Annotated in this window: 23 protein-coding genes and 2 pseudogenes; 11 read left to right on the top strand and 14 right to left on the bottom strand. The window is 68.8% G+C overall.

The genetic code is table 11. The features are described 5' to 3' along the window. Window positions 1-26 precede the first annotated feature (26 nt). Genes H7J06_RS18960 through H7J06_RS18950 form a run of 3 tightly spaced genes read left to right on the top strand, consistent with a single transcriptional unit; the run spans window position 27 to window position 3,689 of the window. Window positions 27-596 (top strand): TetR/AcrR family transcriptional regulator, encoded by a 570-nt coding sequence (locus H7J06_RS18960; RefSeq protein ID WP_264040572.1) that lies wholly within the window; start codon window positions 27-29, stop codon window positions 594-596. Beyond that, entirely contained in the window at window positions 586-2,823 is a 2,238-nt protein-coding gene (locus H7J06_RS18955; protein WP_264040571.1) for a molybdopterin-dependent oxidoreductase, read from the top strand. Before H7J06_RS18960 ends, H7J06_RS18955 begins: the two co-directional genes overlap by 11 nt. A gap of 38 nt (window positions 2,824-2,861) precedes the next feature. Next, complete coding sequence (locus tag H7J06_RS18950; RefSeq protein WP_264040570.1) at window positions 2,862-3,689, top strand: glycoside hydrolase family 16 protein; 828 nt, start codon at window positions 2,862-2,864, stop codon at window positions 3,687-3,689. A 1-nt stretch (window position 3,690) separates the two neighbouring features. On the opposite strand, the gene H7J06_RS18945 is transcribed toward H7J06_RS18950, so the two are convergent. Then, entirely contained in the window at window positions 3,691-4,239 is a 549-nt protein-coding gene (locus H7J06_RS18945) for a TetR/AcrR family transcriptional regulator (protein WP_264040569.1), read from the bottom strand. 54 nt (window positions 4,240-4,293) lie between these two features. On the opposite strand from H7J06_RS18945, the gene H7J06_RS32430 reads away from it, so the two are divergent. Then, window positions 4,294-5,343: a DUF2867 domain-containing protein gene (locus H7J06_RS32430; RefSeq protein ID WP_308205807.1), complete on the top strand. Its 1,050-nt coding sequence runs from the start codon at window positions 4,294-4,296 to the stop codon at window positions 5,341-5,343. On the opposite strand, the gene H7J06_RS18935 is transcribed toward H7J06_RS32430, so the two are convergent. Continuing rightward, window positions 5,264-5,851: a hypothetical protein gene (locus H7J06_RS18935; protein ID WP_264040568.1), complete on the bottom strand. Its 588-nt coding sequence runs from the start codon at window positions 5,849-5,851 to the stop codon at window positions 5,264-5,266. The two genes, H7J06_RS32430 and H7J06_RS18935, sit on opposite strands and share 80 nt — an antisense overlap. Window positions 5,852-6,085: 234 nt before the next feature. Between H7J06_RS18935 and H7J06_RS18930 the strand changes: the two genes are divergently transcribed. Next, a complete protein-coding gene (locus tag H7J06_RS18930; RefSeq protein WP_264040567.1) occupies window positions 6,086-7,345 on the top strand; it encodes a cytochrome P450 in 1,260 nt (419 codons plus the stop codon). Here the strand turns inward: H7J06_RS18930 and H7J06_RS18925 are convergent. Continuing rightward, entirely contained in the window at window positions 7,299-7,643 is a 345-nt protein-coding gene (locus H7J06_RS18925; protein ID WP_264040566.1) for a hypothetical protein, read from the bottom strand. The genes H7J06_RS18930 and H7J06_RS18925 overlap by 47 nt on opposite strands. An 81-nt stretch (window positions 7,644-7,724) precedes the next feature. On the opposite strand from H7J06_RS18925, the gene H7J06_RS18920 reads away from it, so the two are divergent. Next, window positions 7,725-8,537: a helix-turn-helix domain-containing protein gene (locus H7J06_RS18920; protein WP_264040565.1), complete on the top strand. Its 813-nt coding sequence runs from the start codon at window positions 7,725-7,727 to the stop codon at window positions 8,535-8,537. Here the strand turns inward: H7J06_RS18920 and H7J06_RS18915 are convergent. The 3 genes from H7J06_RS18915 to H7J06_RS18905 are packed head-to-tail and all read right to left on the bottom strand — an operon-like array spanning window position 8,521 to window position 11,203. After that, complete coding sequence (locus tag H7J06_RS18915; RefSeq protein ID WP_275079603.1) at window positions 8,521-9,261, bottom strand: L,D-transpeptidase; 741 nt, start codon at window positions 9,259-9,261, stop codon at window positions 8,521-8,523. The genes H7J06_RS18920 and H7J06_RS18915 overlap by 17 nt on opposite strands. Window positions 9,262-9,292: 31 nt before the next feature. Further along, entirely contained in the window at window positions 9,293-9,913 is a 621-nt protein-coding gene (locus H7J06_RS18910; protein ID WP_264040857.1) for a Pr6Pr family membrane protein, read from the bottom strand. A 21-nt stretch (window positions 9,914-9,934) separates the two neighbouring features. Beyond that, the gene (locus tag H7J06_RS18905; protein WP_264040563.1) at window positions 9,935-11,203 is read right to left on the bottom strand and encodes a DUF7159 family protein; all 1,269 of its coding nucleotides are present in this window, start codon (window positions 11,201-11,203) and stop codon (window positions 9,935-9,937) included. A gap of 111 nt (window positions 11,204-11,314) precedes the next feature. Here H7J06_RS18905 and H7J06_RS18900 point away from each other — a divergent pair, with 111 nt between their 5' ends. Together H7J06_RS18900 and H7J06_RS18895 are read left to right on the top strand one after the other, a co-directional pair. Next, window positions 11,315-12,778 (top strand): peptide MFS transporter, encoded by a 1,464-nt coding sequence (locus tag H7J06_RS18900; protein ID WP_264040562.1) that lies wholly within the window; start codon window positions 11,315-11,317, stop codon window positions 12,776-12,778. A gap of 105 nt (window positions 12,779-12,883) precedes the next feature. After that, on the top strand, window positions 12,884-13,081 hold the full coding sequence (locus H7J06_RS18895; protein ID WP_264040561.1) for a hypothetical protein: 198 nt from the start codon (window positions 12,884-12,886) through the stop codon (window positions 13,079-13,081). Between the two features lie 20 nt (window positions 13,082-13,101). Here the strand turns inward: H7J06_RS18895 and H7J06_RS18890 are convergent, their stop codons facing one another. Beyond that, window positions 13,102-14,049: a threonine ammonia-lyase gene (locus tag H7J06_RS18890; protein WP_264040560.1), complete on the bottom strand. Its 948-nt coding sequence runs from the start codon at window positions 14,047-14,049 to the stop codon at window positions 13,102-13,104. Here H7J06_RS18890 and H7J06_RS18885 point away from each other — a divergent pair. Together H7J06_RS18885 and speB are read left to right on the top strand one after the other, a co-directional pair. Then, window positions 14,048-14,554, top strand: coding sequence for an acyl-CoA thioesterase (locus H7J06_RS18885; protein ID WP_264040559.1), 507 nt, complete (start codon window positions 14,048-14,050; stop codon window positions 14,552-14,554). The genes H7J06_RS18890 and H7J06_RS18885 overlap by 2 nt on opposite strands. Beyond that, window positions 14,551-15,618, top strand: a complete 1,068-nt coding sequence (gene speB / locus H7J06_RS18880) for an agmatinase (RefSeq protein ID WP_372515349.1) — start codon at window positions 14,551-14,553, stop codon at window positions 15,616-15,618. Before H7J06_RS18885 ends, speB begins: the two co-directional genes overlap by 4 nt. Before the next feature lie 4 nt (window positions 15,619-15,622). Here speB and H7J06_RS18875 read toward each other — a convergent pair. From H7J06_RS18875 to H7J06_RS18865, 3 genes and pseudogenes are all read right to left on the bottom strand, one after another. Then, window positions 15,623-15,904: pseudogene (locus tag H7J06_RS18875) on the bottom strand (class I SAM-dependent methyltransferase); the annotation flags it as partial. A 67-nt stretch (window positions 15,905-15,971) separates the two neighbouring features. Beyond that, window positions 15,972-16,160 (bottom strand): annotated as a pseudogene (locus H7J06_RS32680) (GNAT family N-acetyltransferase); the annotation flags it as partial. A gap of 556 nt (window positions 16,161-16,716) precedes the next feature. Beyond that, the gene (locus H7J06_RS18865; RefSeq protein WP_264040557.1) at window positions 16,717-17,430 is read right to left on the bottom strand and encodes a LysR substrate-binding domain-containing protein; all 714 of its coding nucleotides are present in this window, start codon (window positions 17,428-17,430) and stop codon (window positions 16,717-16,719) included. Window positions 17,431-17,459: 29 nt separating this feature from the next. Here H7J06_RS18865 and H7J06_RS18860 point away from each other — a divergent pair, with 29 nt between their 5' ends. Next, window positions 17,460-17,846 carry a DUF5997 family protein gene (locus H7J06_RS18860; RefSeq protein WP_264040556.1) on the top strand — a complete coding sequence of 129 codons (387 nt, stop codon included), beginning with the start codon at window positions 17,460-17,462 and terminating at the stop codon, window positions 17,844-17,846. Window positions 17,847-17,926: 80 nt separating this feature from the next. Here H7J06_RS18860 and nrdE read toward each other — a convergent pair whose 3' ends face one another. The 4 genes from nrdE to H7J06_RS18840 all read right to left on the bottom strand — a co-directional run bounded on the left by nrdE (window position 17,927) and on the right by H7J06_RS18840 (window position 21,873). Beyond that, window positions 17,927-20,092 (bottom strand): class 1b ribonucleoside-diphosphate reductase subunit alpha, encoded by a 2,166-nt coding sequence (gene nrdE, locus H7J06_RS18855; protein WP_264040555.1) that lies wholly within the window; start codon window positions 20,090-20,092, stop codon window positions 17,927-17,929. Then, a complete protein-coding gene (gene nrdI, locus H7J06_RS18850) occupies window positions 20,062-20,505 on the bottom strand; it encodes a class Ib ribonucleoside-diphosphate reductase assembly flavoprotein NrdI (RefSeq protein ID WP_264040553.1) in 444 nt (147 codons plus the stop codon). Before nrdI ends, nrdE begins: the two co-directional genes overlap by 31 nt. Window positions 20,506-20,540: 35 nt before the next feature. Beyond that, window positions 20,541-20,780, bottom strand: a complete 240-nt coding sequence (locus H7J06_RS18845) for a redoxin NrdH (RefSeq protein ID WP_264040552.1) — start codon at window positions 20,778-20,780, stop codon at window positions 20,541-20,543. Window positions 20,781-21,330: 550 nt separating this feature from the next. Further along, on the bottom strand, window positions 21,331-21,873 hold the full coding sequence (locus H7J06_RS18840; RefSeq protein WP_264040551.1) for an NAD(P)H-dependent oxidoreductase: 543 nt from the start codon (window positions 21,871-21,873) through the stop codon (window positions 21,331-21,333). Window positions 21,874-21,944 lie beyond the last annotated feature (71 nt).

Genomic DNA, 21,944 nt, shown 5'->3' with positions numbered 1-21,944 from the left:
ATGCCCTATGTATGCTGCTCTACATAATGGCGACACCCCGCGAACGCATGATCACCTCGACGGCTCTGTTGATCCGGGAACGCGGCGCCCACTCGACCGCGATCTCCGACGTCCTTCACCACAGCGGCGCACCGCGCGGCTCGGCGTATCACCACTTCCCCGGCGGCCGCACCCAGTTGCTGAGCGAGGCCGTCGACTTCGCGTCCGACCACATCGCGGCCCAGATGACCGGTGCCGCAACCGGATTCGAACTGCTCGACGCCGTGGTGGCCAGATTCCGCGGGGCGCTGCTGGAATCCGACTTCCGCGCCGGCTGCCCCGTGGTGGCGGTGGCCGTCGAGGCCGACAACGGGCCGGTGCTGGAGCGGGCCGGCGCGGCCTTTCACCGGTGGCACGACCTGATCGCCGAACGCCTGGTGTCCGACGGCGTTGCCACGGTCCGCGCGCGGGAACTGTCGGTCTTCCTGACCTCCGCGATCGAGGGCGCCGTCGTGGTCGCCAGGGCCACCCGCGACGTCACACCACTGGACTCGACGCACCGCCAACTGGCGGCGCTGCTGCACGCCGAGATGGGGAGCACCCGAGATGACCGCTGACTGGCAACCAACCGCCTGCATCCTCTGCGAGTGCAACTGCGGAGTGGTGGTCCAGGTCGAGGACCGCAGCCTGGTCAAGATCCGCGGCGACAAGGCGCACCCGGCCTCGCATGGCTATACGTGCAACAAGGCGCTGCGGCTCGACCACTACCAAAACAGCGGCAACCGGCTGACGTCGCCGCTGCGCCGCCGGCCCGACGGCGGCTACGACGAGATCGACTGGGACACCGCGATCGCCGAGATCGCGGCGGGCTTCGCCGCCGTCCGCGACGAGCACGGCGGCGACAAGGTCTTCTACTACGGCGGCGGCGGGCAGGGCAATCACCTCGGCGGCGCCTACAGCGGAGCGTTCCTCAAGGCCATCGGTTCGCGCTACCGGTCGAATGCCTTGGCACAGGAGAAGACCGGCGAACACTGGGTGGACGCACACCTCTACGGCGGGCACACGCGCGGTGAGTTCGAGCACGCCGAGGTGTCGGTGTTCGTCGGAAAGAACCCGTGGATGTCCCAGAGCTTTCCGCGAGCGCGGGTGGTGCTCAACGACATCTCCAAGGACCCGGCCCGCTCGATGATCGTGATCGACCCGGTGGTCACCGACACCGCGAAGCTGGCGGACTTCCACCTGCGCGTGCGGCCGGGGACCGACGCGTGGTGCCTCGCGGCCCTGGCCGCGGTGCTGGTGCAGGAGCAGCTCTGTGACGAAGCGTTCCTCGCCGAGCACGTCACCGGCGCCGAGGCCGTCCGGGAGGTGCTGGCGGAGGTGCCGATCGGCGAGTACGCGCAGCGCTGTGGCGTCGACGAGCGGCTGTTGCGCGCCGCCTCTCGGCGAATCGCCTGCGCAGCAAGCGTTTCGGTGTTCGAGGACCTTGGCATCCAGCAGGCGCCCAACAGCACGCTGTGCTCGTACCTCAACAAGATGCTGTGGATCCTCACCGGCAACTTCGCCAGACGCGGCGCACAGCACCTGCATTCGTCGTTCGCGCCGCTCTTCAGCCCCTCCGGCGTCGGGCGCACGCCCGTCACCGGCGCTCCGATCATCGCGGGGCTGGTGCCGAGCAACGTCGTGCCACAGGAGATCCTGACCGACCACCCCGCCCGCATCCGCGCCATGATCGTGGAGAGCAGCAACCCGGCGCATTCGGTGGCCGACTCGGCGGCGGTCGTCGACGCGCTGCGCTCCCTGGAGCTGCTCGTCGTCGTCGACGTCGCGATGACCGAGACCGCCCGACTCGCCCACTACGTGTTACCCGCGGCGAGTCAGTTCGAGAAGCCCGAGGCGACGTTCTTCAATCTCGAGTTCCCGCACAACACCTTTCACCTGCGCCACCCCGTCATGGAGCCACTGCCCGGCACGCTGGCAGAGCCGGAGATCTGGGCGCGGCTGGTGCGGGCCCTCGGCGTGGTCGACGACGCCGAGCTGGCCCCGCTGCGCCGCGCGGCGGCTGACGGGTTGGACGCCTACGCGCAGGCGTTCCTGGTCGCCGTCGGCGCCAACCCGCAATTGGGCCGGGTGCTTCCGTTCGTGCTGTACGAGACGCTGGGGCCGGCACTCCCCGAGGGGCTCGCCGGGGCGGCCGCGCTGTGGGGGCTGGCGCAGAAGACGGCCATGACCTACCCCGAGGCCGTTCGGCGCGCGGGGCACGCCGACGGCAACGCGCTGTTCGAGGCGATCCTGACGCAGAAGTCGGGCGTGACGTTCACCGTGCACGAGTACGCCGACGACTTCGCGTTGATCACCCACCCCGACCGCAAGATCGCCGCGGCGATACCCGAGTTGCTCGCCGACGCGAGAGCCCTGCGGTCGGCGCCGGCGGCGCTCACCTCCACCGAGTTCCCCATGATCCTCTCCGCAGGAGAGCGCCGCGCCTACACCGCCAACGACATCCTGCGCGATCCGCGCTGGCGCACCCGCGACGTCGACGGGGCGTTGCGGATCAGCCCGCAGGACGCGACCGCGATCGGCCTGACCGAGGGCGGACGTGCCCGGATCACCACGGCGGCGGGCACGGCCGAGGCAACCGTCGAGATCACCGACACCATGCTGGCCGGTCACGTGTCGTTGCCGAACGGCTACGGCGTCGACTACACCGAGGCCGACGGGTCCGCGAGCACGCCGGGTGTCGCGCCGAACGCCTTGACCTCAACCGACTGGCGGGACGCCTATGCGGGCACGCCGTGGCACAAGCACGTTCCCGCCCGGGTCGAGGCGGTCGCCACGCTCGGCTGACTTGCACCCGGCGCGGCGTTGCGACTTACATGGTCGGCATGCCTGAAATGGATCGACGCCGCATGCTGATGACGGGGATCGGCGTGCTCGGCGCCGCGGTCGCCCTTCCCGGAGCCACCGCGCACGCCGCACCGCGGGACCTGCCTGCGGCTCCCCCGCCGGTCAAGTACCTGTTCCGCGACGAGTTCGACGGTCCGGCCGGCTCGGCGCCCGACCCCTCCAAGTGGGAGACGGCCACGGAGCGCGAGTCGATGCAGGATCCGACGTTCTGGGAGCTGCCTGGAAACGTCGGGCAGTACCGCGACGACCGCCGCAACGTCTTCGTCGACGGCAAGTCCAACCTCGTCTTCCGGGCGGCCAAGGACGGCAACACCTTCTACAGCGGCAAGCTGTTCGGCAAGTACCGCGGACCGATCGGCACCACCTGGGAGGCGCGGATCAAGCTGAACTGCCTCACCCCGGGCGCGTGGCCGGCGTGGTACCTGGCCAACAACGACCCCGCCAACGGTGGCGAGGTCGACATCATGGAGTGGTACGGCAACGGCAGCTGGGCGCCGGGAACCACGGTGCACGCCAAGCTCAACGGCGGCGAGCACTCGAGTCAGACCATTGCGGTCGACAGCGCCTGGCACACGTGGCGCGCCCAGTGGGACGCCAACGGCATCCGGTTCTGGAAGGACTACGTCGACGGCGCGCAGCCGTACTTCGACGTGCCGGCCAGCGCACTGCCCGACTGGCCGTTCAACACACCGGGGTACACGCTGTTCCCGATCGTGAACCTCGCGGTCGCCGGTTCCGGCGGCGGGGATCCCTCGGGTGGCACCTACCCCGCCGACATGCTCGTTGACTACGTGCGGGTCTGGTAGCTCACTCGAACAACAGGGCGCCCGCGCGGCGCAATACCTGCGCGCGGGAGCGCCCGCCGTGGTCGGCGGCCACGAAGTGGTTGCCGATTGCCACCGAAAACGCCAGTAGCGCAAGGGCTTCGACGTCGTCGGCGTCCGCTCTCGACGTCGCGAACTGGCGTCGCAGGAAGTCCATCCTGCGGTCGTCGACGCGCTTGAGCCGGTCGGCCACCGCGTCGTCGCGGCGCGACCAGTCCCGTACGGCCAAGTCGACCGGCAGCAGCGCCGCGGAGAACGTCAGCATGCCCGCTTTGCCCGCCTTGGTGCGGGCGTCGCCACCCTCGCGCTCGACCCGGTCCAGCACCTCGTCGGTGCTTCGACGTTCCCAGGTGTCGAGCAACTCCTCGAGAAACGCGGCCCTGCCGTCGAATTGGTGGTAGAAGCCGCCGCGGGACACTCCGAGTCGCTGCGCCAGGGCGTCGACGCGCACGGCGTCCGGACCACCGTCGGCAAGTGCCGCCAGACCGGCGTCAATCCAGGACTCCCGCGACGTCCGTGTCGGTGCGGGCATCAGCGTTCGCCGTAAGTCGTTGACATGCAGCAAGACTAAAGCATACAGTCATGTATGGTTCCCACGACGGCACGGTTGCCGCTCGAGGCGCACACGACGCGCCCGTGGCGCATCCACCAGATCGCCTCCGATTTCGACGTGCTCGACGTGTGGGCGCTTCCGACCCCGGGCGGACCCGACGACTTCCCGCGGTTGCTCGCCACCATGCGCGCGCTCGACGCCGTGGGGTCCTCCCCCGTCGTCCGGATGCTGTTCGCCGCCCGACGGGCGCTCGGCCGCCTGTTCGGCTGGGACGCCGCCGGCCTGGCGGGCAGCCGGTTCCAGCCGCTGTTCGTCACCGAAGGCGAGGCCGCCTTCGAGATCGCCAATCGCACCGTGCACGGTGTCCTGCACCTGGGGTGGGTTCCGGACGGCGCCGGTGCTCACCGCGGCCAGATGGCCGTCCTGGTCGCGCCGAACGGCGCGTGGGGTACTCGCTACCTGGCCGCCATCGCACCGTTTCGGCACCTGATCGTCTATCCGGCGCTGCTGCGGGCCGTCGAACGGGGGTGGCGCGAACACGACGCGGCGGTGACCGTCAAGCAGGTCGAGCCGTCCCTGGCCGCGCGCGACCTCGGCACGCTGCCCAGCGTCGAGTACGCGGACTCCTTCGTCGTCGACGTCGCCGCACCGCCGGAGTGGGCGGCCGAGCGCTGGGCCAGGACGGTGCTGGAGGGCGCACCCGCGGGGCTTCGGACCGCGCTTCGACGCGGGTGGACGGCCCTCGGGCTGACCGAGACGACGGGGGCGCAGACGATCCTGGGATGGGAGATCCGCCACGCCGACCCGGACACGGTGCTGATCGGCCGGGCGTCGCGGATCGGGATGCCGGGGGAACTGCTCGTCACGCGTCGGCCGACCGGCATGTCGTTCTCCACGCTGGTCCATCACCGCACGGTCCTGACGCGGGCGCTCTGGGCGGTGGTCCGGCCCGCGCACGTCCGCACGGTGTCGGCGCTGCTGTCGCGGGCCGGGCGGGCCGCCGCTACGGAATCGGCGGCGCGGGAGCCGGCGGAACCGGGGCCGGGGGCGGGGGCGGCGCAAGCGCCGGATCACCCGGTGTGAGTGGCACGTTCGGACCGGGAGCCTGGCCGGGGATCGGGGTGTTCATCCCCCGCTGTGCCATGCCCATGATGAGCGCTTCCTTGCCGCTGATCTCGTGGTTCTGCACGGCTTGCCACAGATCCTTGAGGTAGCTGACGTTCGGCGAATCCATGTCCTGCGGCACCATCGTCGACCCCGGGGGCAGGGCGTCGGGGCTGGCGAGATGTGGGATGCCGTTCGGCGGTGTCGCCGACACCGCTGCGGCGTCGGGTGGCGGCACGGGCGCGTCGGGTGGTAGCACGGGCGCGTCGGGGGCAGCGGGCGGCGCGGGAGCGGCAGCCTGGACGATGGCATCCGGTCCGGGCGGCGGGCCGGGGGCTGGCAGCACCACCAGCGGTGCGGGTGGTGGCGGAGCGGGATCCACCGGATCCGCGCCGGCGGGCGACGCCGTGGCCAGCACCGCGAGGAAGAACCCCGACGCGCAGCACGCCGCGGCGGTCGCGATCCTGACGTTCTTGGCTGCCTTCATCTGCGAAACCCCTTCCCCCTGTGGCCTCAGGGACTGATGTTGCTAGTGGGTCCATCCACAATCGACCCTTTTTCGTTACAGGGCAATCCCCGACCAGTGGATTAACGAAGGTCTAATGATCAGCGGTAACACGTTCTACTCGTGACTTTCCGAAAGCGGCCGCGGTGCCTGCGATCAGTGGTGTAGCAATGCCTTATCCCGCTAGACCGCGTCATCGTGAGGAGCTTCCACGACATGCCGAACGCCGCGACCAGCCCCAATTTGCCCCCGGGATTCGACTTCACCGACCCCGACATCTACTCCGAACGTCTTCCAGTCGAGGAGCTCGCGGAGATGCGCAAGGTCGCACCGATCTGGTGGAACGCCCAACCCGACGACGTCGGGGGGTTCGGCGACGGCGGTTACTGGGTCGTCTCCAAGCACAAGGACGTCAAGGAGGTGTCGCGGCGCAGCGACGTCTTCTCGAGCCTGGAGAAGACGGCCCTGCCCCGATACGCAGACGGCACCGTCGGCGCGCAGATCGAGACCGGCAGGTTCGTCCTGCTCAACATGGACGCGCCGCATCACACCCACCTCCGCAAGATCGTGTCGAGGGCGTTCACGCCGCGCGCCGTCGAGCGGCTGCGGGGAGAGCTGGCCGAGCGCGCTCGCGACATCGCCGAGAAGGCGTTGGCGGAGGGCTCGGGCGACTTCGTCGAACAGGTGTCGTGCGAGCTACCCCTGCAGGCGATCGCCGGCCTGATGGGCGTGCCACACGAGGACCGGATGAAGCTGTTCCACTGGTCGAACCAGATGGTCGGCGACATGGACCCGGAGTTCGCCGGCAACGACGCGATCAGCGCGTCGGTCGAGTTGATCACCTACGGCATGCAGCTTGCGGCCGAGCGCGCCGGTCAGCCGGGCGAGGATCTGGTCACCAAGCTGGTCCAGGCCGACGTCGAGGGCCACAAACTCTCCGACGACGAGCTTGGCTTCTTCGTCATCCTCCTTGCGGTCGCGGGCAACGAGACCACCCGCAACTCGATCACCCAGGGGATGATGGCCTTCGCCGAATTCCCGGACCAATGGGAGCTCTTCAAGCGGGAACGCCCGGCGACCACCGCCGACGAGATCGTCCGCTGGGCCACGCCGGTGACCTCGTTCCAACGCACCGCGCTGCAGGACACCGAGCTCGACGGCGTTCCGATCAAGAAGGGTCAGCGGGTCGTGATGATGTATCGCTCCGCCAACTTCGACGAGGACGTCTTCGACGACCCGTTCACCTTCGACATCCTGCGCGACCCCAACCCGCACGTCGGGTTCGGCGGCACCGGCGCGCACTACTGCATCGGCACCAACCTGGCCCGGATGACGATCGACCTGATGTTCAACGCGATCGCCGACGCGATGCCCGACATCACCCCGCTGGCCAAGCCCGAGCGGCTGCGGTCGGGCTGGCTCAACGGCATCAAGCACTGGCAGGTCGACTACACGGGGTCGTCCGCGGCTCGGTGAGCGCGTAGTCGAAGATCGAGCGCCAGTAGTCCTCGGGGATCTCCGCACCCGACCTGAGCACGACGGCCAGACCCGTGGCCATCGCGAGCCCGAGCAGGCCCAGCCACAATCCGGCGACTGCGATGGCGACCCACAGGACGGTGGCCAGCGCCGGCCAGGGCGACACCACCGCCACGGCCGGCGCGAAGAAGAACCCGAGCCCGACGTACCAGGCGGAGCCGGCGCGGTCGGAGGCCAGGACGAAGCGCAGCCAACCGGGGATCGGCGGCCGGTCCGGGGTGTCGCGTCGGGTTCTCATCGTCGTCGTTCCCTCCGTCGTCGTGTCACCCTCCAGGGTGCAGGTCAGAGGTAATGCGGACAATTACCTCGGAGGTAGTCCATGAGCGCCCAGAGTCCCCCGTTCGGCGCCCTGCTGCGGCAGTGGCGTCGGCGGCGCCACGTCAGCCAGCTCGACCTCGCCCTGCAGGCGGGGGTCTCGTCCCGGCACGTCAGCTTCCTGGAGACCGGCCGCTCGGCCCCCAGCCGAGCCATGGTGCTGCGCCTGGCCGCGGCGCTCGAGGTGCCGGTGCGCGAGCAGAGCCGGCTGCTGCTCGCCGCGGGGCTGGCTCCGGTCCACGTCGACCGCACGTGGGAGGACCCGGACCTGGCCGTCCTACGCGCCGGTCTCGCCACGGTGCTGGCGGCCTACGAGCCGTACCCGTGCCTGGCCGTGAACCGCGATTGGGACGTCGTCGCGGCGAACGCCGGCGCCGGTCTCCTGCTGCAGGGGGTCGCACCGGATCTGCTGAATCGGCCGAACGCACTGCGCATCTCGTTGCACCCCGACGGGCTGGCACCCCGCATCCGCAACCTGGGGCAGTGGCGACACCACGTCATCGGGCGGCTACGCCGGGAGGTCGCCGTCAGCGGCTCGCAGACGCTGGCCGAGCTGCTCGCCGAGGTCGAGGCGTATCCGGGCGGATCGGACGCCACGCACGACCCGGCGGCGGTGGTGATCCCGCTTGAGCTCGAGGGGCCGGACGGCACGGTGCTCACCTTCGTCAGCACGGTGACGACGTTCGGCACCGCCCTCGACCCGATGGCCGCGGAGCTGAGCGTCGAGGCGTTCCTGCCGGCCGACGAGCAGACGGCGGCCACGGTTGCCTCGTCGCCGACGGCGAAGAACCTCGACGCGGCTACGCCTGAACGATGATCGGATCCCCGATGCTGACCTGGTCGTAGTACCAGGCAGCGTTGTCGGGGCTGAGGTTGATGCACCCGTGGCTCACGTTCGACTTGCCTTGGGAGGCCACCGACCACGGTGCGGCGTGCACGTACACCCCGCCCCAGGTGACCCGGACCGCGTCGTAGACCGTCAGCTTGTAGCCCTCGGGATCACTGAGGGGAATGCCGATGGTCCGCGAATCCATGATGACCGGCGACTGCTTCTCCAGCGCGGTGAAGGAGCCAATCGGGGTGGTGTGCTTCGGCTTTCCCATCGAGGCAGGCATGGTCCTGGCCACCTGACCGTCGACGCTCACGGTGAACGTGTGGGCGTCCAGATCCGCGACGCCGACCACCGACGCACCCGCCTCGAAGCTGGTCTTGACCCCACCCACCGACAGGGCGACCGTGGAGTGGGCGGGCCAGTACGTGCTCGGCGTCCACTGCACGACGTCGTCCTTCAGCCATGCGAAGGTGCCGTGCGGGGCGTCCGGCGAGGTCACGCGGAACGACCGCTCGGCAGCGGCGCGGTCGGCGACGGGGTTCGCGAACGTCACCGTGACCGGCATGGCGACGCCGACGACCTGGCCGGCCGCCGGGGAGACGTTTGCGACGGCGACCGGTGCCGGTGCCGCGGCGAGTCCCGTGCTCACCGAACCGCTCAGCAGCAGGGTCGCAATTCCCGCCACCGCCAACACATGTCGCAAAGTCATCCGCACGTGATCGAACCTCCGGGTGTTGGGCTTAGCTAGATGATAGATCGGTCGGCGACGGCGAAGCGTTAGCCGACCGCGGGCGAGCCACCGCCAAGAGCAGATACCCCAGGCCGACGAAGCCGGCCGCGAGGACAGCCACGTTCACCGTCACCGCGGCGACGCCGACGCTGCCGGGATCCAGGAAGTAGTACGGCGCGCGACGCCCGATCCGGTTGAGGACCACCAGCGCGATGCCGAGATACGCGGCGGGATACGCCAGCCAGGCGAGCGGTTGCCACCACCGGGCCGAACCAGTGCCCCGTCCGACCAGCACCCAGTCCGTCAGCGCCAGCACCGGGACGACGACGTGCAGCAGGAAGTTCGCCGGGGTGTAGCCCATGCTGCGGCCGGTCAGCAGCAGGTTCCAGACCACCCCGGCCACGACGACGTACAGCACGACCGCCCCGCGCAGACAGGCGCGGGCGTCGGCCCGCGGCGAGAAGAGCGTCCACGCGTAGTAGGCCGCAGCCAGGATGTTGGCTTGGTAGGTGAAGGTGACGAGGCGCCACGCCACCCCGGACCGCGACGTCACCTCGACGAGCAGCACGGCGGTCACCACCGCGAGCACGATGGCGAGGCGGAGAGCGAGGCGCAGGGCGGCGCCGGACATCGGCGTGGGGAGGGTCGTCAACTAGCCGGGTCCGGGCGTCAGCTTCTCTTTGATTCGGCTGAGGATGCCGGGCTTCTTGGTCGGGACCGGCGCGACGTACGGCGGGGCGACGGACGGCGGGAGTGGCGTCCCCACCATCGGGGTGTCCACGGCGGGGTCGACGGGCGCCGGTGCGTCGGCCGGGGGGTCGGGCACGACGGCGGGAGCCTGGTCGACGGGAGGCGCCTCGGCCGGCGTGTCGACGACCGCCACGGGGGCCTCGTCGTAGACGGGTGCGGGCGCCTCGGGCGGGGGCGGCGGGGCGGCCTCGACGACGGGCTCGTCGGGTACCGCGACCGGCGGTGGCGGCGGAGCCGCGGGCGGTACGACCCGGACCACCTCGGGGGTCTCGGCCCGGACGGCCGGGACCGGATCGCTCGGCTGGGCCGTACGCGTCGGGGTCAGCTGCGTGCTGACGGCGATCGACACCGACACGACGAAGGTGACGGCACCGACGGCGAGCATCGCGAGCGGGCCTGCGGTCGCCAGCGTCCGGCGGCGCCGGTCCCTGGCGCCGCGGGTGGTCTGCTCGGCGCGGTCGGTACGGGCGGCGACGACGAAGGCGTCCTCGAGCGCGGCACGCGGCATCTCGGTGCTGTGCGCCGAGGCCAGTGCTGCGCCGCGGGCCAGCGCGAGCTTGGCTTCCTCCGGTGCGTACACCGGCACCGACAGGGCGTCTTCCAGCTGGTGCAGGACGGGGTCGAGGTCGCCGGCCGAACCCACCACGACCAGTGCCTCCGGCGCCCAGTCGGCGCGGGTGAACACGGTGCTCAACCAGCTGATGAGGGCGTCGTCGGAGTCGACGGAGTGGTTGAACGCCGTCTGCACCGCACCGTCGCTGGTGTTGACGATCAGCGAGATCACCGACTCGGGCTCGACGACGCACACCGCGGTCGTCGCGTAGCCGAGCACGTCGGCGATGCCGCGCGCCAGGGCCTCGGTGGCTTCCGGCATCCGGATGGCCACGACGTTGTCGAAGCCCGATTCGGTCAGCGACTCCAGCAGCATGGAGGCCTCGAGGTCGGCGTCCTCGCTCCAGGTCACGCCAATGGAGTGCAACCGGAGGCCGCGAGTCGCGGCGATCGCCTCGGTGCGCAGCACCGCCGCGGTGGCCTGCTGCGAGGAATGCACGTCACCGGCGATGAAGGCGATGGAATCGCGATCCATCGTCGCGCCGTCGGCATCCTGACCTTCGACCAGCACCAAACCGACCGACGTCGGAGTCATCGACAAGCCGAGGACGGCGTCCACACGTAACCCTTCGGATCCACGAGGCGGCCACGCACGGGCAGCACCAGCGTGGAGGACCATTCCGCGCGACATTACCCGTTGTCCGCGACCCATGCGTGGCAGGGTGACCGTATGACGGAAGGACGAACCGACGACCGCACCCCGGAACGGACCGTGTTGGGTCACCCCATCGGGTTGGTGAACCTGTTCGGCGTCGAGCTGTGGGAGCGCTTCTCGTTCTACGGGATGCTCACCATCCTCGGGTACTACCTCTACTACTCGGCCACCGACGGCGGGCTCGGACTTCCCCAGAGCACGGCCACGGGGCTCGTCGGCGCGTACGGCGGGCTGGTGTACCTGTCCACGGTGCTCGGCGGGTGGATCGCCGACCGCCTCCTTGGCATGGAGCGCACCGTCTTCTACGGCGGCGTGGTCGTCATGCTCGGGCACATTGCGTTGGCCGTCCTGCCAGGGCTGACGGGCGTGGGCGTCGGCCTCGGACTGGTCGCGCTCGGTTCCGGTGCGCTCAAGGCGAACGCCTCCTCGCTGCTCGGCACCCTCTACGACAAGGACGACCCGCGTTCCGACGGCGGCTTCACGCTGTTCTATCTGGGCATCAACCTCGGCGCCTTCGTGGGGCCGCTGATCACCGGGCTGTTGCAGACCAGCGTCGGGTTCCACTGGGGCTTCGGCGCCGCCGCGGTCGGCATGGCCCTCGGCCTCGGTCAGTACGTGTTCTTCCGCCGCAATCTCGGCACCCACGGCCGCGAGGTGCCAAACCCGTTGCCGCACAACAAGTTGTTCGTCTACGTCGGCGCCCTGGTCGTCGTGGTGGCCGTGGTCGCCGCAGCCATGGCCACCGGCGTGGTGAAGTTGGCCAACCTCTCTCAGGTGACCACCGGCGTCCTCGTCGTCGCGTCCGTCGCCTACTTCGTGGTGATGCTGCGCAGCCCGAAGGTCGAACCCCTGGAGCGGACCCGCGTGCGCGCGTTCATCCCGCTGTTCGTCGCCAACGCGGTGTTCTGGTCGCTGTTCCAGCAGATCTTCACCGTGCTCGCGGTGTACTCCGACGAGCGGATGAACTGGTCGATCTTCGGGTGGACGGCACCGTCGAACTGGATCGGGTCGATCGAACCGGTCTGGGTCATCCTGCTGTCCCCCGTCTTCGCCGCGATCTGGACCAAGCTCGGCAACCGGGCCCCCACCACGCCGCGCAAGTTTGCCTACGGCGTCATCGGCATGGGGGTGGCGTTCCTGCTGTTCCTGCCGTTCTCGGGGACGACGGGCAGAGCGGTGCCCGCCCTCGTGGTGGCCGTCATCCTGGCGGCGTTCGCCGTCTCGGAGCTGATGCTCTCGCCGATCGGCCTGTCGGTCACCACGAAGTTGGCGCCGCAGGCGTTTCGCGCGCAGATGATGGCGCTCTACTTCTTCTCCGTGGGGCTTGGCACGTCGATGTCCGGTGTACTGGCCGGTTACTACGACCCCACGAGGGAATTCGCGTACTTCGGGATCCTCGGTGTCGTCGCCATCGCGGTCGGTCTGGTGGTGTTCGCGTTGAGCCGATGGATCACCTCCCTCATGGAGGGCGTGCACTAAGACCCCGCCTTGGCCGAGTTGTGACCTGTCGTAGACCGAATCCACGCCACGTCGGCGCGATGATGGAATGCGTTGGCTCGTGCGACGATCGGATGAGGAGGCGTCATGACGGCACCTGGCGTACTGGTGGACGTCGGCGTGGCCTCCGTCCGCCGGCTCGGGTTGTTCGACGCCACGGCGAGGTGCTCCTGCGGGTGGTCGGGCCGCCGCCGTCTGCTCGTGGCCGCCGCCGAACAGGACGCGTGGTCGCACGCCATGCGGGACAGGTGCGAGGTGTCCACACCCCTGGTCCTCAGCTGGTAAACCGGTACGTCCGTACCGCTTCAGCTGGTCAGGATCTCCGCGAGCAGAGCCGGCTCGACGTTTCCGCCCGACACCACGATCACCGTCGGCCCCGGGGGCGTCTCGCGGCTGCGGTAGGCGGCCAGCGCCGTTGCACCACTCGGCTCGGCCACCAGGTGGGCCCGCAGCGCGATCTCGCGAACGGCCGCGCGAATGTCGTTCTCCGACACGGTGATCAGCTCGTCGAGCACACGCTGAAGATGGGCGAACGTCAGCTCCGACGGCTGCGATCGAAGCCCGTCGGCGATGGTCCGGTTGCGATCCTCGATGGGCCAGTCGACCCGATGCCCCGCCGCCAGGCTCGCGGCGGTGTCGGCCGCGAGCTCGGGTTCGACGCCGATCATCCGCGCGCCGGGCGCGAGGGCCTTGACGGCGGTCCCGATGCCCGACGCCAGCCCTCCGCCGCTCACCGGGACGATGACGTTGGCGACCTCGGGCAGGTCCTCGGCGATCTCCAGCCCGATGGTGCCCTGGCCAGCGATGACGTCCGGATGGTCGAACGGCGGAATCAGCACCCCGCCGGTCCGGGCCACCACCTCGTCGGCAACCTTCTCGCGTTGACCGGCGGCGCACAGCACCACCTCGGCGCCGTGGGCGCGCGTGGCGTCGACCTTGACCGCCGGCGTTTCCTCGGGCATGACGATGGACGCGCGGATCCCGAAGGTCGCGGCCGCGTACGCCACCGCCTGGGCGTGGTTGCCGCTGGAGTAGGCGACGACCCCACTGGCCCGGACGGCGGGCTCGAGGTGGGCGATCGCGTTGAACGCCCCACGCACCTTGAACGCACCGATCGCCTGCAAGTTCTCCGGTTTGAGCCACAGCGGGCGGTCGGGATCGCCCCACGGCGCGGGCACCAGTGGCGTGCGGAGCACCGATCCGCGAATCCGTTCGGCTGCGGCACGGACGTCGTCGACGGTGACCATGTGCATGCCTCGAGTCTGTCAGCCGCCGTCGGCTGACACAGTGTCCCCCGTGACCGACGCGTTCTCGCTACCGATCGTTCCTCGCTACGCCGAGGTCGACCAGCAGGGCGTGGTGTTCCACGGCCACTACCTGACCTGGTTCGACGAAGCGTCGAACGCCTACTTCGACCACCTCGGTCTGCCGATCGCCCAGTTCGAGCAGTGGGGCGTCGACGTGCAGACGGTGCACGCCGAGGTCGACTACCTGGCACCGTTGCGCTGGCGCGACGAAGTCCGCGTGCGCACCCGCTGCGAGTCGACCGGGCGGACGAGCTTCGCGTTGAGTTTCGAGGTGCTGCGCCGCGACGCCGACGGAACCGAGGTGCCGACGACCCGCGGCCGCAACGTCTACGTCGTCGTGTCCACTCGGGACTGGACCTCCCGGGAGCTGCCGGCCCCGCTGCGGGAGGCGCTCACTTCCGTTGCGGGTCAAGGACGCAACGCGCCCGATGGCGGTACTGTCACCCCATGAGCCACGACCACGGCGACCACCACGGCCACGGTGAACCCCGTCGCGAACTTCCACCGGGAATGGCCGAGCAACTCGACCTGCCGTACTCGGGACTGGCGACCTTCGGACACCGTCCCTTCTTGACCGAGGTCGAACAACTCGATTCCTGGCGCCCCGACGTCGCGATCGTGGGCGCCCCCTTCGACGTCGGTACGACGAATCGCCCCGGGGCGCGGTTCGGTCCGCGGGCAATCCGCGCGACCGCCTACGAGCCCGGTACGTACCACATGGACCTCGGGCTGGAGATCTTCGACTGGCTGGAGGTCGTCGACTTCGGTGACGCGTTCTGCCCGCACGGCATGACCGAGGTGTCGCACCAGAACATCAAGGAGCGCGTGGCGGCGGTGGCCTCCCGCGGCATCGTGCCCGTCGTGCTGGGCGGTGACCATTCGATCACCTGGCCGTCGGCCACGGCGGTCGCCGACGTGCACGGCTACGGCAACGTCGGCATCGTGCACTTCGACGCCCACGCCGACACCGCCGACATCATCGACGGCAACCTGGCCAGCCACGGCACCCCGATGCGCCGGCTGATCGAGTCCGGCGCGGTCCCGGGGACGCACTTCGTCCAGGTCGGACTTCGCGGGTACTGGCCGCCGCAGGACACCTTCGAGTGGATGCAGGAACAGGGCATGGTGTGGCACACCATGCAGGAGATCTGGGAACGCGGATTCAAGGCCGTGATGGTCGACGCGGTCGGCGAGGCGCTGGCCAAGGCCGACAAGCTGTACCTGTCGGTGGACATCGACGTCCTCGACCCCGCCCACGCCCCGGGCACGGGAACGCCGGAGCCCGGCGGCATCACCAGCGTCGACCTGCTTCGGATGGTGCGTCAGCTCTGCTACGAGCACGACGTGGCGGGCGTCGACGTCGTCGAGGTCTCCCCCGCCTACGACCATGCCGAGCTCACCGTGAACGCGGCCCATCGGGTGGTGTTCGAGGCACTGGCGGGCATGGCGGCGCGACGCCGGGATGCGGCAGGCGCCGAGATGGGACCGCCGGGGCGTCGGCCCCCGCCGAACTGAGGGGTCAGCCCTTCTTCAGCGTGAACTGCGCGATGTCGGTGTAGCCCTCGGTGAACAGCTCCGCGCAGCCCGTCAGGTAGCGCATGTAGCGGTCGTAGACCTCTTGGGACTGGATGGCGATGGCCTCGTCCTTGCGAGCCTCCAGCGCGGCGGCCCAGATCTCGAGCGTGCGGGCGTAATGCAGGCGCAGCGGCTGAATCCGGGTGATCTCGAACCCTGCCTTGGTTGCGTGCTCCTCGACGGCCACCACCTGCGGAAGGTCTCCACCGGGGAAGATCTCGTCCATCGGCGAAGAGCACCACGTCGCGCGCACCCCGACTCCGGGCGTGCCGTACCGCCTGGGCGGTGACCGCCGCGCCGTAGCCGTGGCCGCGATGCTGCGGCGCGGTGTACACCGGACCGATCCGCGACATCCCCATCAGACATCCGTGCACGCGAGCCATGGCGACCGGTTCGCCGTCGACCGTCCACAGCACCACGTGCCCGCCCGCGTCGGCGACGTCGCCGAACACGCCGCGGCGGGCCGCCGGATCGGACTCCATGTCGAACGCCTCGACGAAGAACGCGTCGAACCAGCCGGCGAGCCACTCGGCGTCCTCGTCGGCGGCGAGGCGCGGCTCACCTACCACGCCGTTCGGTGGGACCAGGTCCGCGAGGCGGTACAGCGTCTCGGTGAACGCGGTCGTCGCGGTCGCACCCGTGGCTTCGACCCAGGCCTGGCTGAATGCCGCTGCGGTGCTTGACGTTCCGCGCACTGGGGGCAGCCCGGGTCGCACGGGTGCGAGCGCCGCGGCGGACTCCTTGGCCAAGGTCGGCGGCAGCCCGTTGACCAACAGCACCGAATCCCGCATCTGCAGAGCGGCACCCACGGCCCCGTCGCAGTCGAAGGCGGCCAGCAGCAGGTGATCGGCCGGCCACGCGGAGGTGCGCAGGGTGGTCAGCTCGACGGTGAACCGCACCGGGTCACGGCGATACACCCAGCGGGCCACCGGGCCGAAGCCGTCCGGCGTCGCGTACAGGTGAACGTTCATGCCTACGAGGGTGAGCCACTCGGCCCGCGAATTCCACTGATTTATCGGCCGTTTGGCGACACCACGGTCAGCGTCGGCCGCGCTTGGTCGGCCCCGGTGGGCGGGCGACCTTTCCCGCGGCGGCGCGGGCGGCCTGCTTCGCCAGCGTCTTCTCCCGTGCGGTCCGCTTCGGCGTCGCCTCGGCCTGCCCGCGCGACGAACTGGGCTTGCGGCCCCGGACGATGCCGATGAACTCCGCCACCAGTGCCGACTGCTCGCCGGCGGGAACGGCGAGCGCGACGGGGCAGCTAGGGGCGTCGGCGATCGGGCGGTAGGTGAGGTCCTTGCGGTGGTGCAGCCGCGCCAACGACTGCGGGACGACGAGCACGCCGACCCCGGCCGCGACGAGTTCGATTGCGTCCCCGACCGTTTCGGGTCGGTGGTCGACGAGCACACCGGGCAAGGCGGCCCAGCCGACGACGTCGTCGAGTGGGAGCAGCACCGGCTCGCCGTCGAGGTCGGCGGCGGTGACCGTGTCGTCGGCGGTGAGCAGGTGGTCGGTGGGCACCACGACCACCGTCGTCTCCTCGTAGAGCGGGATGAGCGCCACCCCGGACGAGTCACCCGACGGTCGAAGCAACGCCACGTCCACCGCGCCGGACCGCAGCGCGTCGACGGCGTCTGCCGCGTCGACGGCCGGCAACTCCAGCCGAACCTCGGGATGACGCTGCGCCCAGGTGCGAGCCCACTTCGCAGGTGTCACGCCGGGGACGTACCCGACGGTGAGGCGGAGCGGGGTCACGGCCTCAGGCTACCGATAGGCTCTGCGTCATGAGCAGGCCGAACGCGCAGTCCATGAAACCCGCCACCGCGGCGAAGAAGCTCGACGTGTACCTGCCGGCGACGCCCGTGGAGTTTCAGGAGAACGCGATCACCCGGTCCGAGCTCGCCGCCCTGCAGGAGGATCCGCCGCAGTGGCTCAAGGATCTCCGCAAGAACGGGCCGCACCCGAAGAACCTGGTCGCGGCGAAGCTGGGTGTCTCGATCGCCGGCCTCGCGCGCGGCGGCGTGACCGAGGCGCTCACCACCGAGCAGATCACCGCGCTGCTCGACGAGAAGCCCGACTGGCTGGTTGCCGAACGCGAGAGCTTCCAGGCAGTGCTGCGCGAGGAGCGACGCGTGAAGGCGCTGCGCGAGGACCAGGCACGCGAGAGCTGATCTGAGCCCCTCTCGAACGTGAAAGTGGCGACGCAATTCGCGAGAATTGCGTCGCCAGATTCACTTTCGGCGGTGGGGCGTCACAGCATGCAGCTGACGCAACCCTCCACCTCGGTGCCCTCCAACGCCATCTGGCGCAGGCGGATGTAGTACAGCGTCTTGATGCCCTTGCGCCAGGCGTAGATCTGCGCCTTGTTGACGTCGCGCGTGCTGGCGGTGTCCTTGAAGAACAGCGTCAGCGACAGACCCTGGTCGACGTGCTGGGTGGCCGCGGCGTAGGTGTCGATGATCTTCTCGTAGCCGATCTCGTAGGCATCCTGGTAGTACTCCAGGTTGTCGTTGGTGAGGTACGGCGCCGGGTAGTAGACCCGCCCGATCTTGCCTTCCTTGCGGATTTCGATCTTGCTCGCCACCGGGTGGATCGACGACGTCGAGTGGTTGATGTAGGAGATCGACCCGGTCGGCGGCACGGCCTGCAGGTTCTGGTTGTAGATGCCGTGCGTCTGCACCGACTCCTTCAACCGCTTCCAGTCCTCCTGCGTCGGAATGCGAATGTCGGCGTCGGCGAACAGTTCCCGCACCCGCGCGGTGGCAGGCTCCCACACCTGATCGGTGTACTTGTCGAAGAACTCGCCCGACTTGTACTTGGAGCGTTCGAAGCCGCCGAACGCCGTGCCCCGCTCGATCGCGATCCGGTTGCTGGCCCGGAGCGCGTGGTACAGCACGGTGTAGAAGTACATGTTGGTGAAGTCGATGCCCTCTTCGGAGCCGTACATGATCCGCTCGCGGGCCAGGTAGCCGTGCAGGTTCATCTGACCCAGACCGATGGCGTGAGAGTCGTTGTTGCCCTGCTCGATCGACGGCACCGACCAGATGTGGGTCTGATCGCTGACCGCCGTCAACCCGCGGATCGACGTCTCGATGGTCTGCGCGAAGTCCGGCGAGTCCATCGCCTTGGCGATGTTCAGCGAGCCGAGGTTGCAGGAGATGTCCTTGCCCACCTTGGCGTAGCTCAGGTCCTCGTTGAACAGCGACGGGGTGGACACCTGCAGGATCTCCGAGCACAGGTTGCTGTGGGTGATCTTGCCTTCGATCGGGTTGGCCCGGTTCACGGTGTCCTCGTACATGATGTACGGGTAGCCGGACTCGAACTGCAGCTCGGCCAGGGTCTGGAAGAACTCGCGCGCCTTGATCTTCGTCTTGCGGATCCGGGCGTCGTCGACCATCTCGTAGTACTTCTCGGTCACCGAGACGTCGGCGAACGGCACGCCGTACACGCGCTCCACGTCGTACGGCGAGAACAGGTACATGTCCTCGTTCTTCTTGGCCAGCTCGAAGGTGATGTCCGGGATGACCACGCCGAGGGACAGCGTCTTGATGCGGATCTTCTCGTCGGCGTTCTCGCGCTTGGTGTCGAGGAACCGGTAGATGTCGGGGTGGTGCGAGTGCAGGTACACCGCACCGGCACCCTGGCGGGCACCCAGTTGGTTGGCGTAGGAGAACGAGTCCTCCAGCAGCTTCATGATGGGGATGACGCCCGAGCTCTGGTTCTCGATGTTCTTGATTGGCGCACCGTGCTCGCGAATGTTGCTTAGCAGCAAGGCAACTCCGCCACCCCGCTTGGACAGCTGCAGCGCCGAGTTGATGGAGCGCCCGATGGACTCCATGTTGTCCTCGATGCGCAGCAGGAAGCAGCTGACCGGCTCGCCGCGCTGCTTCTTGCCCGAGTTGAGGAACGTCGGGGTGGCCGGCTGGAACCGGCCGTCGATGATCTCGTCGACGAGATTCTCGGCCAGCGTCGTGTCGCCGGCGGCCAGCGTCAACGACACCATGACGACGCGGTCCTCGAAGCGCTCGAGATAACGCTTCCCGTCGAACGTCTTCAGTGTGTAGGACGTGTAGTACTTGAACGCGCCGAGGAACGTCGGGAAGCGGAACTTCTTCGCGTACGCCCGATCCAGCAGCGACTTCACGAAGTTGCGCGAGTACTGGTCGAGCACCTCGCGCTCGTAGTACTCCTTCTGCACCAGGTAGTCGAGCTTCTCGTCCTGGTTGTGGAAGAAGACGGTGTTCTGGTTGACGTGCTGCAGGAAGTACTGGTTGGCGGCTTCCCGGTCCTTGTCGAACTGGATCTTGCCGTCCTTGTCGTACAAGTTCAGCATCGCGTTGAGCGCGTGGTAGTCGGTCTCGCCCGGCAGGGCGTGGACTCCGGTGGTTACAGGTTCTGCAGTGACGGTTGGTGACACGTCTTGTCCTTCCAGAAGTCGGCAAGCCCCGCGCGGACGGCGAAGACGTCGTCGGTGGTGCCCATGAGTTCGAAGCGATAGAGGTAGGGGACGCCGCACTTGCGTGAGACGACGTCACCGGCGTAGCCGAATTCGGCGCCGAAGTTGGTGTTGCCCGCGGCGATGACGCCGCGGATCAACGACCGGTTGTGTTCGTCGTTGAGAAAGGCGATGACTTGCTTGGGGACGTAACCCCCGGCGTCTGGGTCGGGCCCGTTGGCGTGTCCGCCGCCGTAGGTCGGCAGGACCAGCACGTAGGGCTCGTCGACCTGGATGCGGTCGCGGAGCGGGATGCGAATGGCGGGCAATTCCAGCTTCTCGACGAAGCGGTGCGTGTTCTCCGAGACGCTGGAGAAGTAGACGAGACTTCCCATCACGCCTCCTCTCCTACCCGCCGGGTTCTTCTTTCTTACGCCGTCGCTGCGACTGCGGACAGCGACTTGATCCGGTCCGGCCGGAAGCCCGACCAGTGGTCGTTGCCGGCGACCACGACGGGGGCCTGCAGGTAGCCCAGCGCCATGACGTAGTCACGCGCCTCGGGGACCTCGGTGATGTCGACGACCTCGTAGGCGACGCCCTGCTTGTCGAGTGCCTTGTAGGTGGCGTTGCACTGCACGCATGCGGGCTTGGTGTAGACGGTGACGGTCATTGGTGGGCTCCCCTCAGCGAAACGATGATCAAGCATGTGGCGTGTCTCTTACACAAGCGTCTCGCACGGCACCGACAAGACCCCATCTTGGCGCAATCATCGATATGTTCAACACCTCACCGAGGGGATGACTTCCCGGCCGGTGGAGTTGAACTGGTCATGATGTGAGCCCGTGATGCTTCGTTGCTTGGCACTAGATGTTGTGTCCGACTAGTAGAGCACATACAACATGGACTTAATCACACAAATGAAATTTCGCCTGGTCGTTGCGGTGTGTCGCAGAATTTCCGGCGTGTCATTCACAACGACGCACCTCCCTGTTAGTCGAACGCGACCTGGCCCGCGCGCAGCGAACGCCCTCCGTTCGACGAGCCGGGGAACAGCCGCGTTCGATGGTCGCGGAGCAAGTCACGAGGGCGGCCCCGTCGGAGTCCGTGGTTGCGAAGTGCGTGGCCACCCCACTCGGGGCGACACATGCGGGAGACATGGCGACGACGAAGCCGCCGGCGAACCCCTCTTGGGCTCGCCGGCGGCTTCTGGTGCCGAGCGGTCAGCCGACCTCGGCGGTCAACTTCTCCACGACCTCGCGGACCTGCTGCACCACGTCGGCGTTCTCCCGCGGATGCTTGCCGTCGAAGATCGTCGCCGGCAACGACAGCTTCACGTCCTCGACCACCCTGGGCCCCGCGACGCCGAACGACTTGCGCGTCTCGTCGTGTGCCCAGACGCCGCCGTACTGGCCGAGCGCCGTGCCGATGACGGCCAGCGGCTTGCCGCTGAGCGCCCCGTTGCCGTACGGCCGCGACAACCAGTCGATCGCGTTCTTCAGCACGCCAGGAATGCTGCCGTTGTACTCCGGCGTCACCACCAGCGCGGCGTCGGCTTCCGCCGCCGCGAGGCGCAGGGCCTGCACGGCTTCGGCCACCCCGTCACCGTCGACGTCCTCGTTGTAGAACGGCAGCTCGCCCAACCGGTCGAACAGCTGCAGCGACACGCCGGCCGGAGCCGTCTCGCTCGCCACCTGCGCCAATTGGCGATTCAGCGACGCCGCGCGCAGACTGCCAACCAGAACCAAAACCTTTACGTCTGCCATGCCCGTAGGCCCCTTTCGGTCGTTTCGTGCCGATCCTCTCACAGCTCAACCGGACCACGGTCCGATTGATT

Origin of the sequence: Mycolicibacterium hodleri (genome assembly GCF_025822245.1) — a bacterium.
Classification (GTDB): Bacteria; Actinomycetota; Actinomycetes; order Mycobacteriales; family Mycobacteriaceae; genus Mycobacterium; species Mycobacterium hodleri.
The sequence above is the reverse complement of the archived record's forward strand: the minus strand, read 5'-3'. Positions and strand labels throughout refer to the sequence as shown.

Bases quoted from the DNA above. Each gene is read 5' to 3' on its own strand.
- speB (WP_372515349.1), top strand. From the start codon at position 14,551: ATGAGCCACGACCACGGCGACCACCACGGCCACGGTGAACCCCGTCGC.
- H7J06_RS18900 (WP_264040562.1), top strand. From the start codon at position 11,315: ATGACGGAAGGACGAACCGACGACCGCACCCCGGAACGGACCGTGTTG.
- H7J06_RS32430 (WP_308205807.1), top strand. From the start codon at position 4,294: ATGGTTCCCACGACGGCACGGTTGCCGCTCGAGGCGCACACGACGCGC.
- nrdI (WP_264040553.1), bottom strand. From the start codon at position 20,505: ATGGGAAGTCTCGTCTACTTCTCCAGCGTCTCGGAGAACACGCACCGC.
- H7J06_RS18945 (WP_264040569.1), bottom strand. From the start codon at position 4,239: ATGCCCGCACCGACACGGACGTCGCGGGAGTCCTGGATTGACGCCGGT.
- H7J06_RS18930 (WP_264040567.1), top strand. From the start codon at position 6,086: ATGCCGAACGCCGCGACCAGCCCCAATTTGCCCCCGGGATTCGACTTC.
- H7J06_RS18955 (WP_264040571.1), top strand. From the start codon at position 586: ATGACCGCTGACTGGCAACCAACCGCCTGCATCCTCTGCGAGTGCAAC.
- H7J06_RS18840 (WP_264040551.1), bottom strand. From the start codon at position 21,873: ATGGCAGACGTAAAGGTTTTGGTTCTGGTTGGCAGTCTGCGCGCGGCG.
- H7J06_RS18935 (WP_264040568.1), bottom strand. From the start codon at position 5,851: ATGAAGGCAGCCAAGAACGTCAGGATCGCGACCGCCGCGGCGTGCTGC.
- H7J06_RS18885 (WP_264040559.1), top strand. From the start codon at position 14,048: ATGCCTCGAGTCTGTCAGCCGCCGTCGGCTGACACAGTGTCCCCCGTG.
- H7J06_RS18890 (WP_264040560.1), bottom strand. From the start codon at position 14,049: ATGCACATGGTCACCGTCGACGACGTCCGTGCCGCAGCCGAACGGATT.
- H7J06_RS18895 (WP_264040561.1), top strand. From the start codon at position 12,884: ATGACGGCACCTGGCGTACTGGTGGACGTCGGCGTGGCCTCCGTCCGC.
- H7J06_RS18950 (WP_264040570.1), top strand. From the start codon at position 2,862: ATGCCTGAAATGGATCGACGCCGCATGCTGATGACGGGGATCGGCGTG.
- H7J06_RS18915 (WP_275079603.1), bottom strand. From the start codon at position 9,261: ATGACTTTGCGACATGTGTTGGCGGTGGCGGGAATTGCGACCCTGCTG.
- H7J06_RS18860 (WP_264040556.1), top strand. From the start codon at position 17,460: ATGAGCAGGCCGAACGCGCAGTCCATGAAACCCGCCACCGCGGCGAAG.
- H7J06_RS18845 (WP_264040552.1), bottom strand. From the start codon at position 20,780: ATGACCGTCACCGTCTACACCAAGCCCGCATGCGTGCAGTGCAACGCC.
- H7J06_RS18920 (WP_264040565.1), top strand. From the start codon at position 7,725: ATGAGCGCCCAGAGTCCCCCGTTCGGCGCCCTGCTGCGGCAGTGGCGT.
- H7J06_RS18910 (WP_264040857.1), bottom strand. From the start codon at position 9,913: ATGTCCGGCGCCGCCCTGCGCCTCGCTCTCCGCCTCGCCATCGTGCTC.
- H7J06_RS18960 (WP_264040572.1), top strand. From the start codon at position 27: ATGGCGACACCCCGCGAACGCATGATCACCTCGACGGCTCTGTTGATC.
- H7J06_RS18925 (WP_264040566.1), bottom strand. From the start codon at position 7,643: ATGAGAACCCGACGCGACACCCCGGACCGGCCGCCGATCCCCGGTTGG.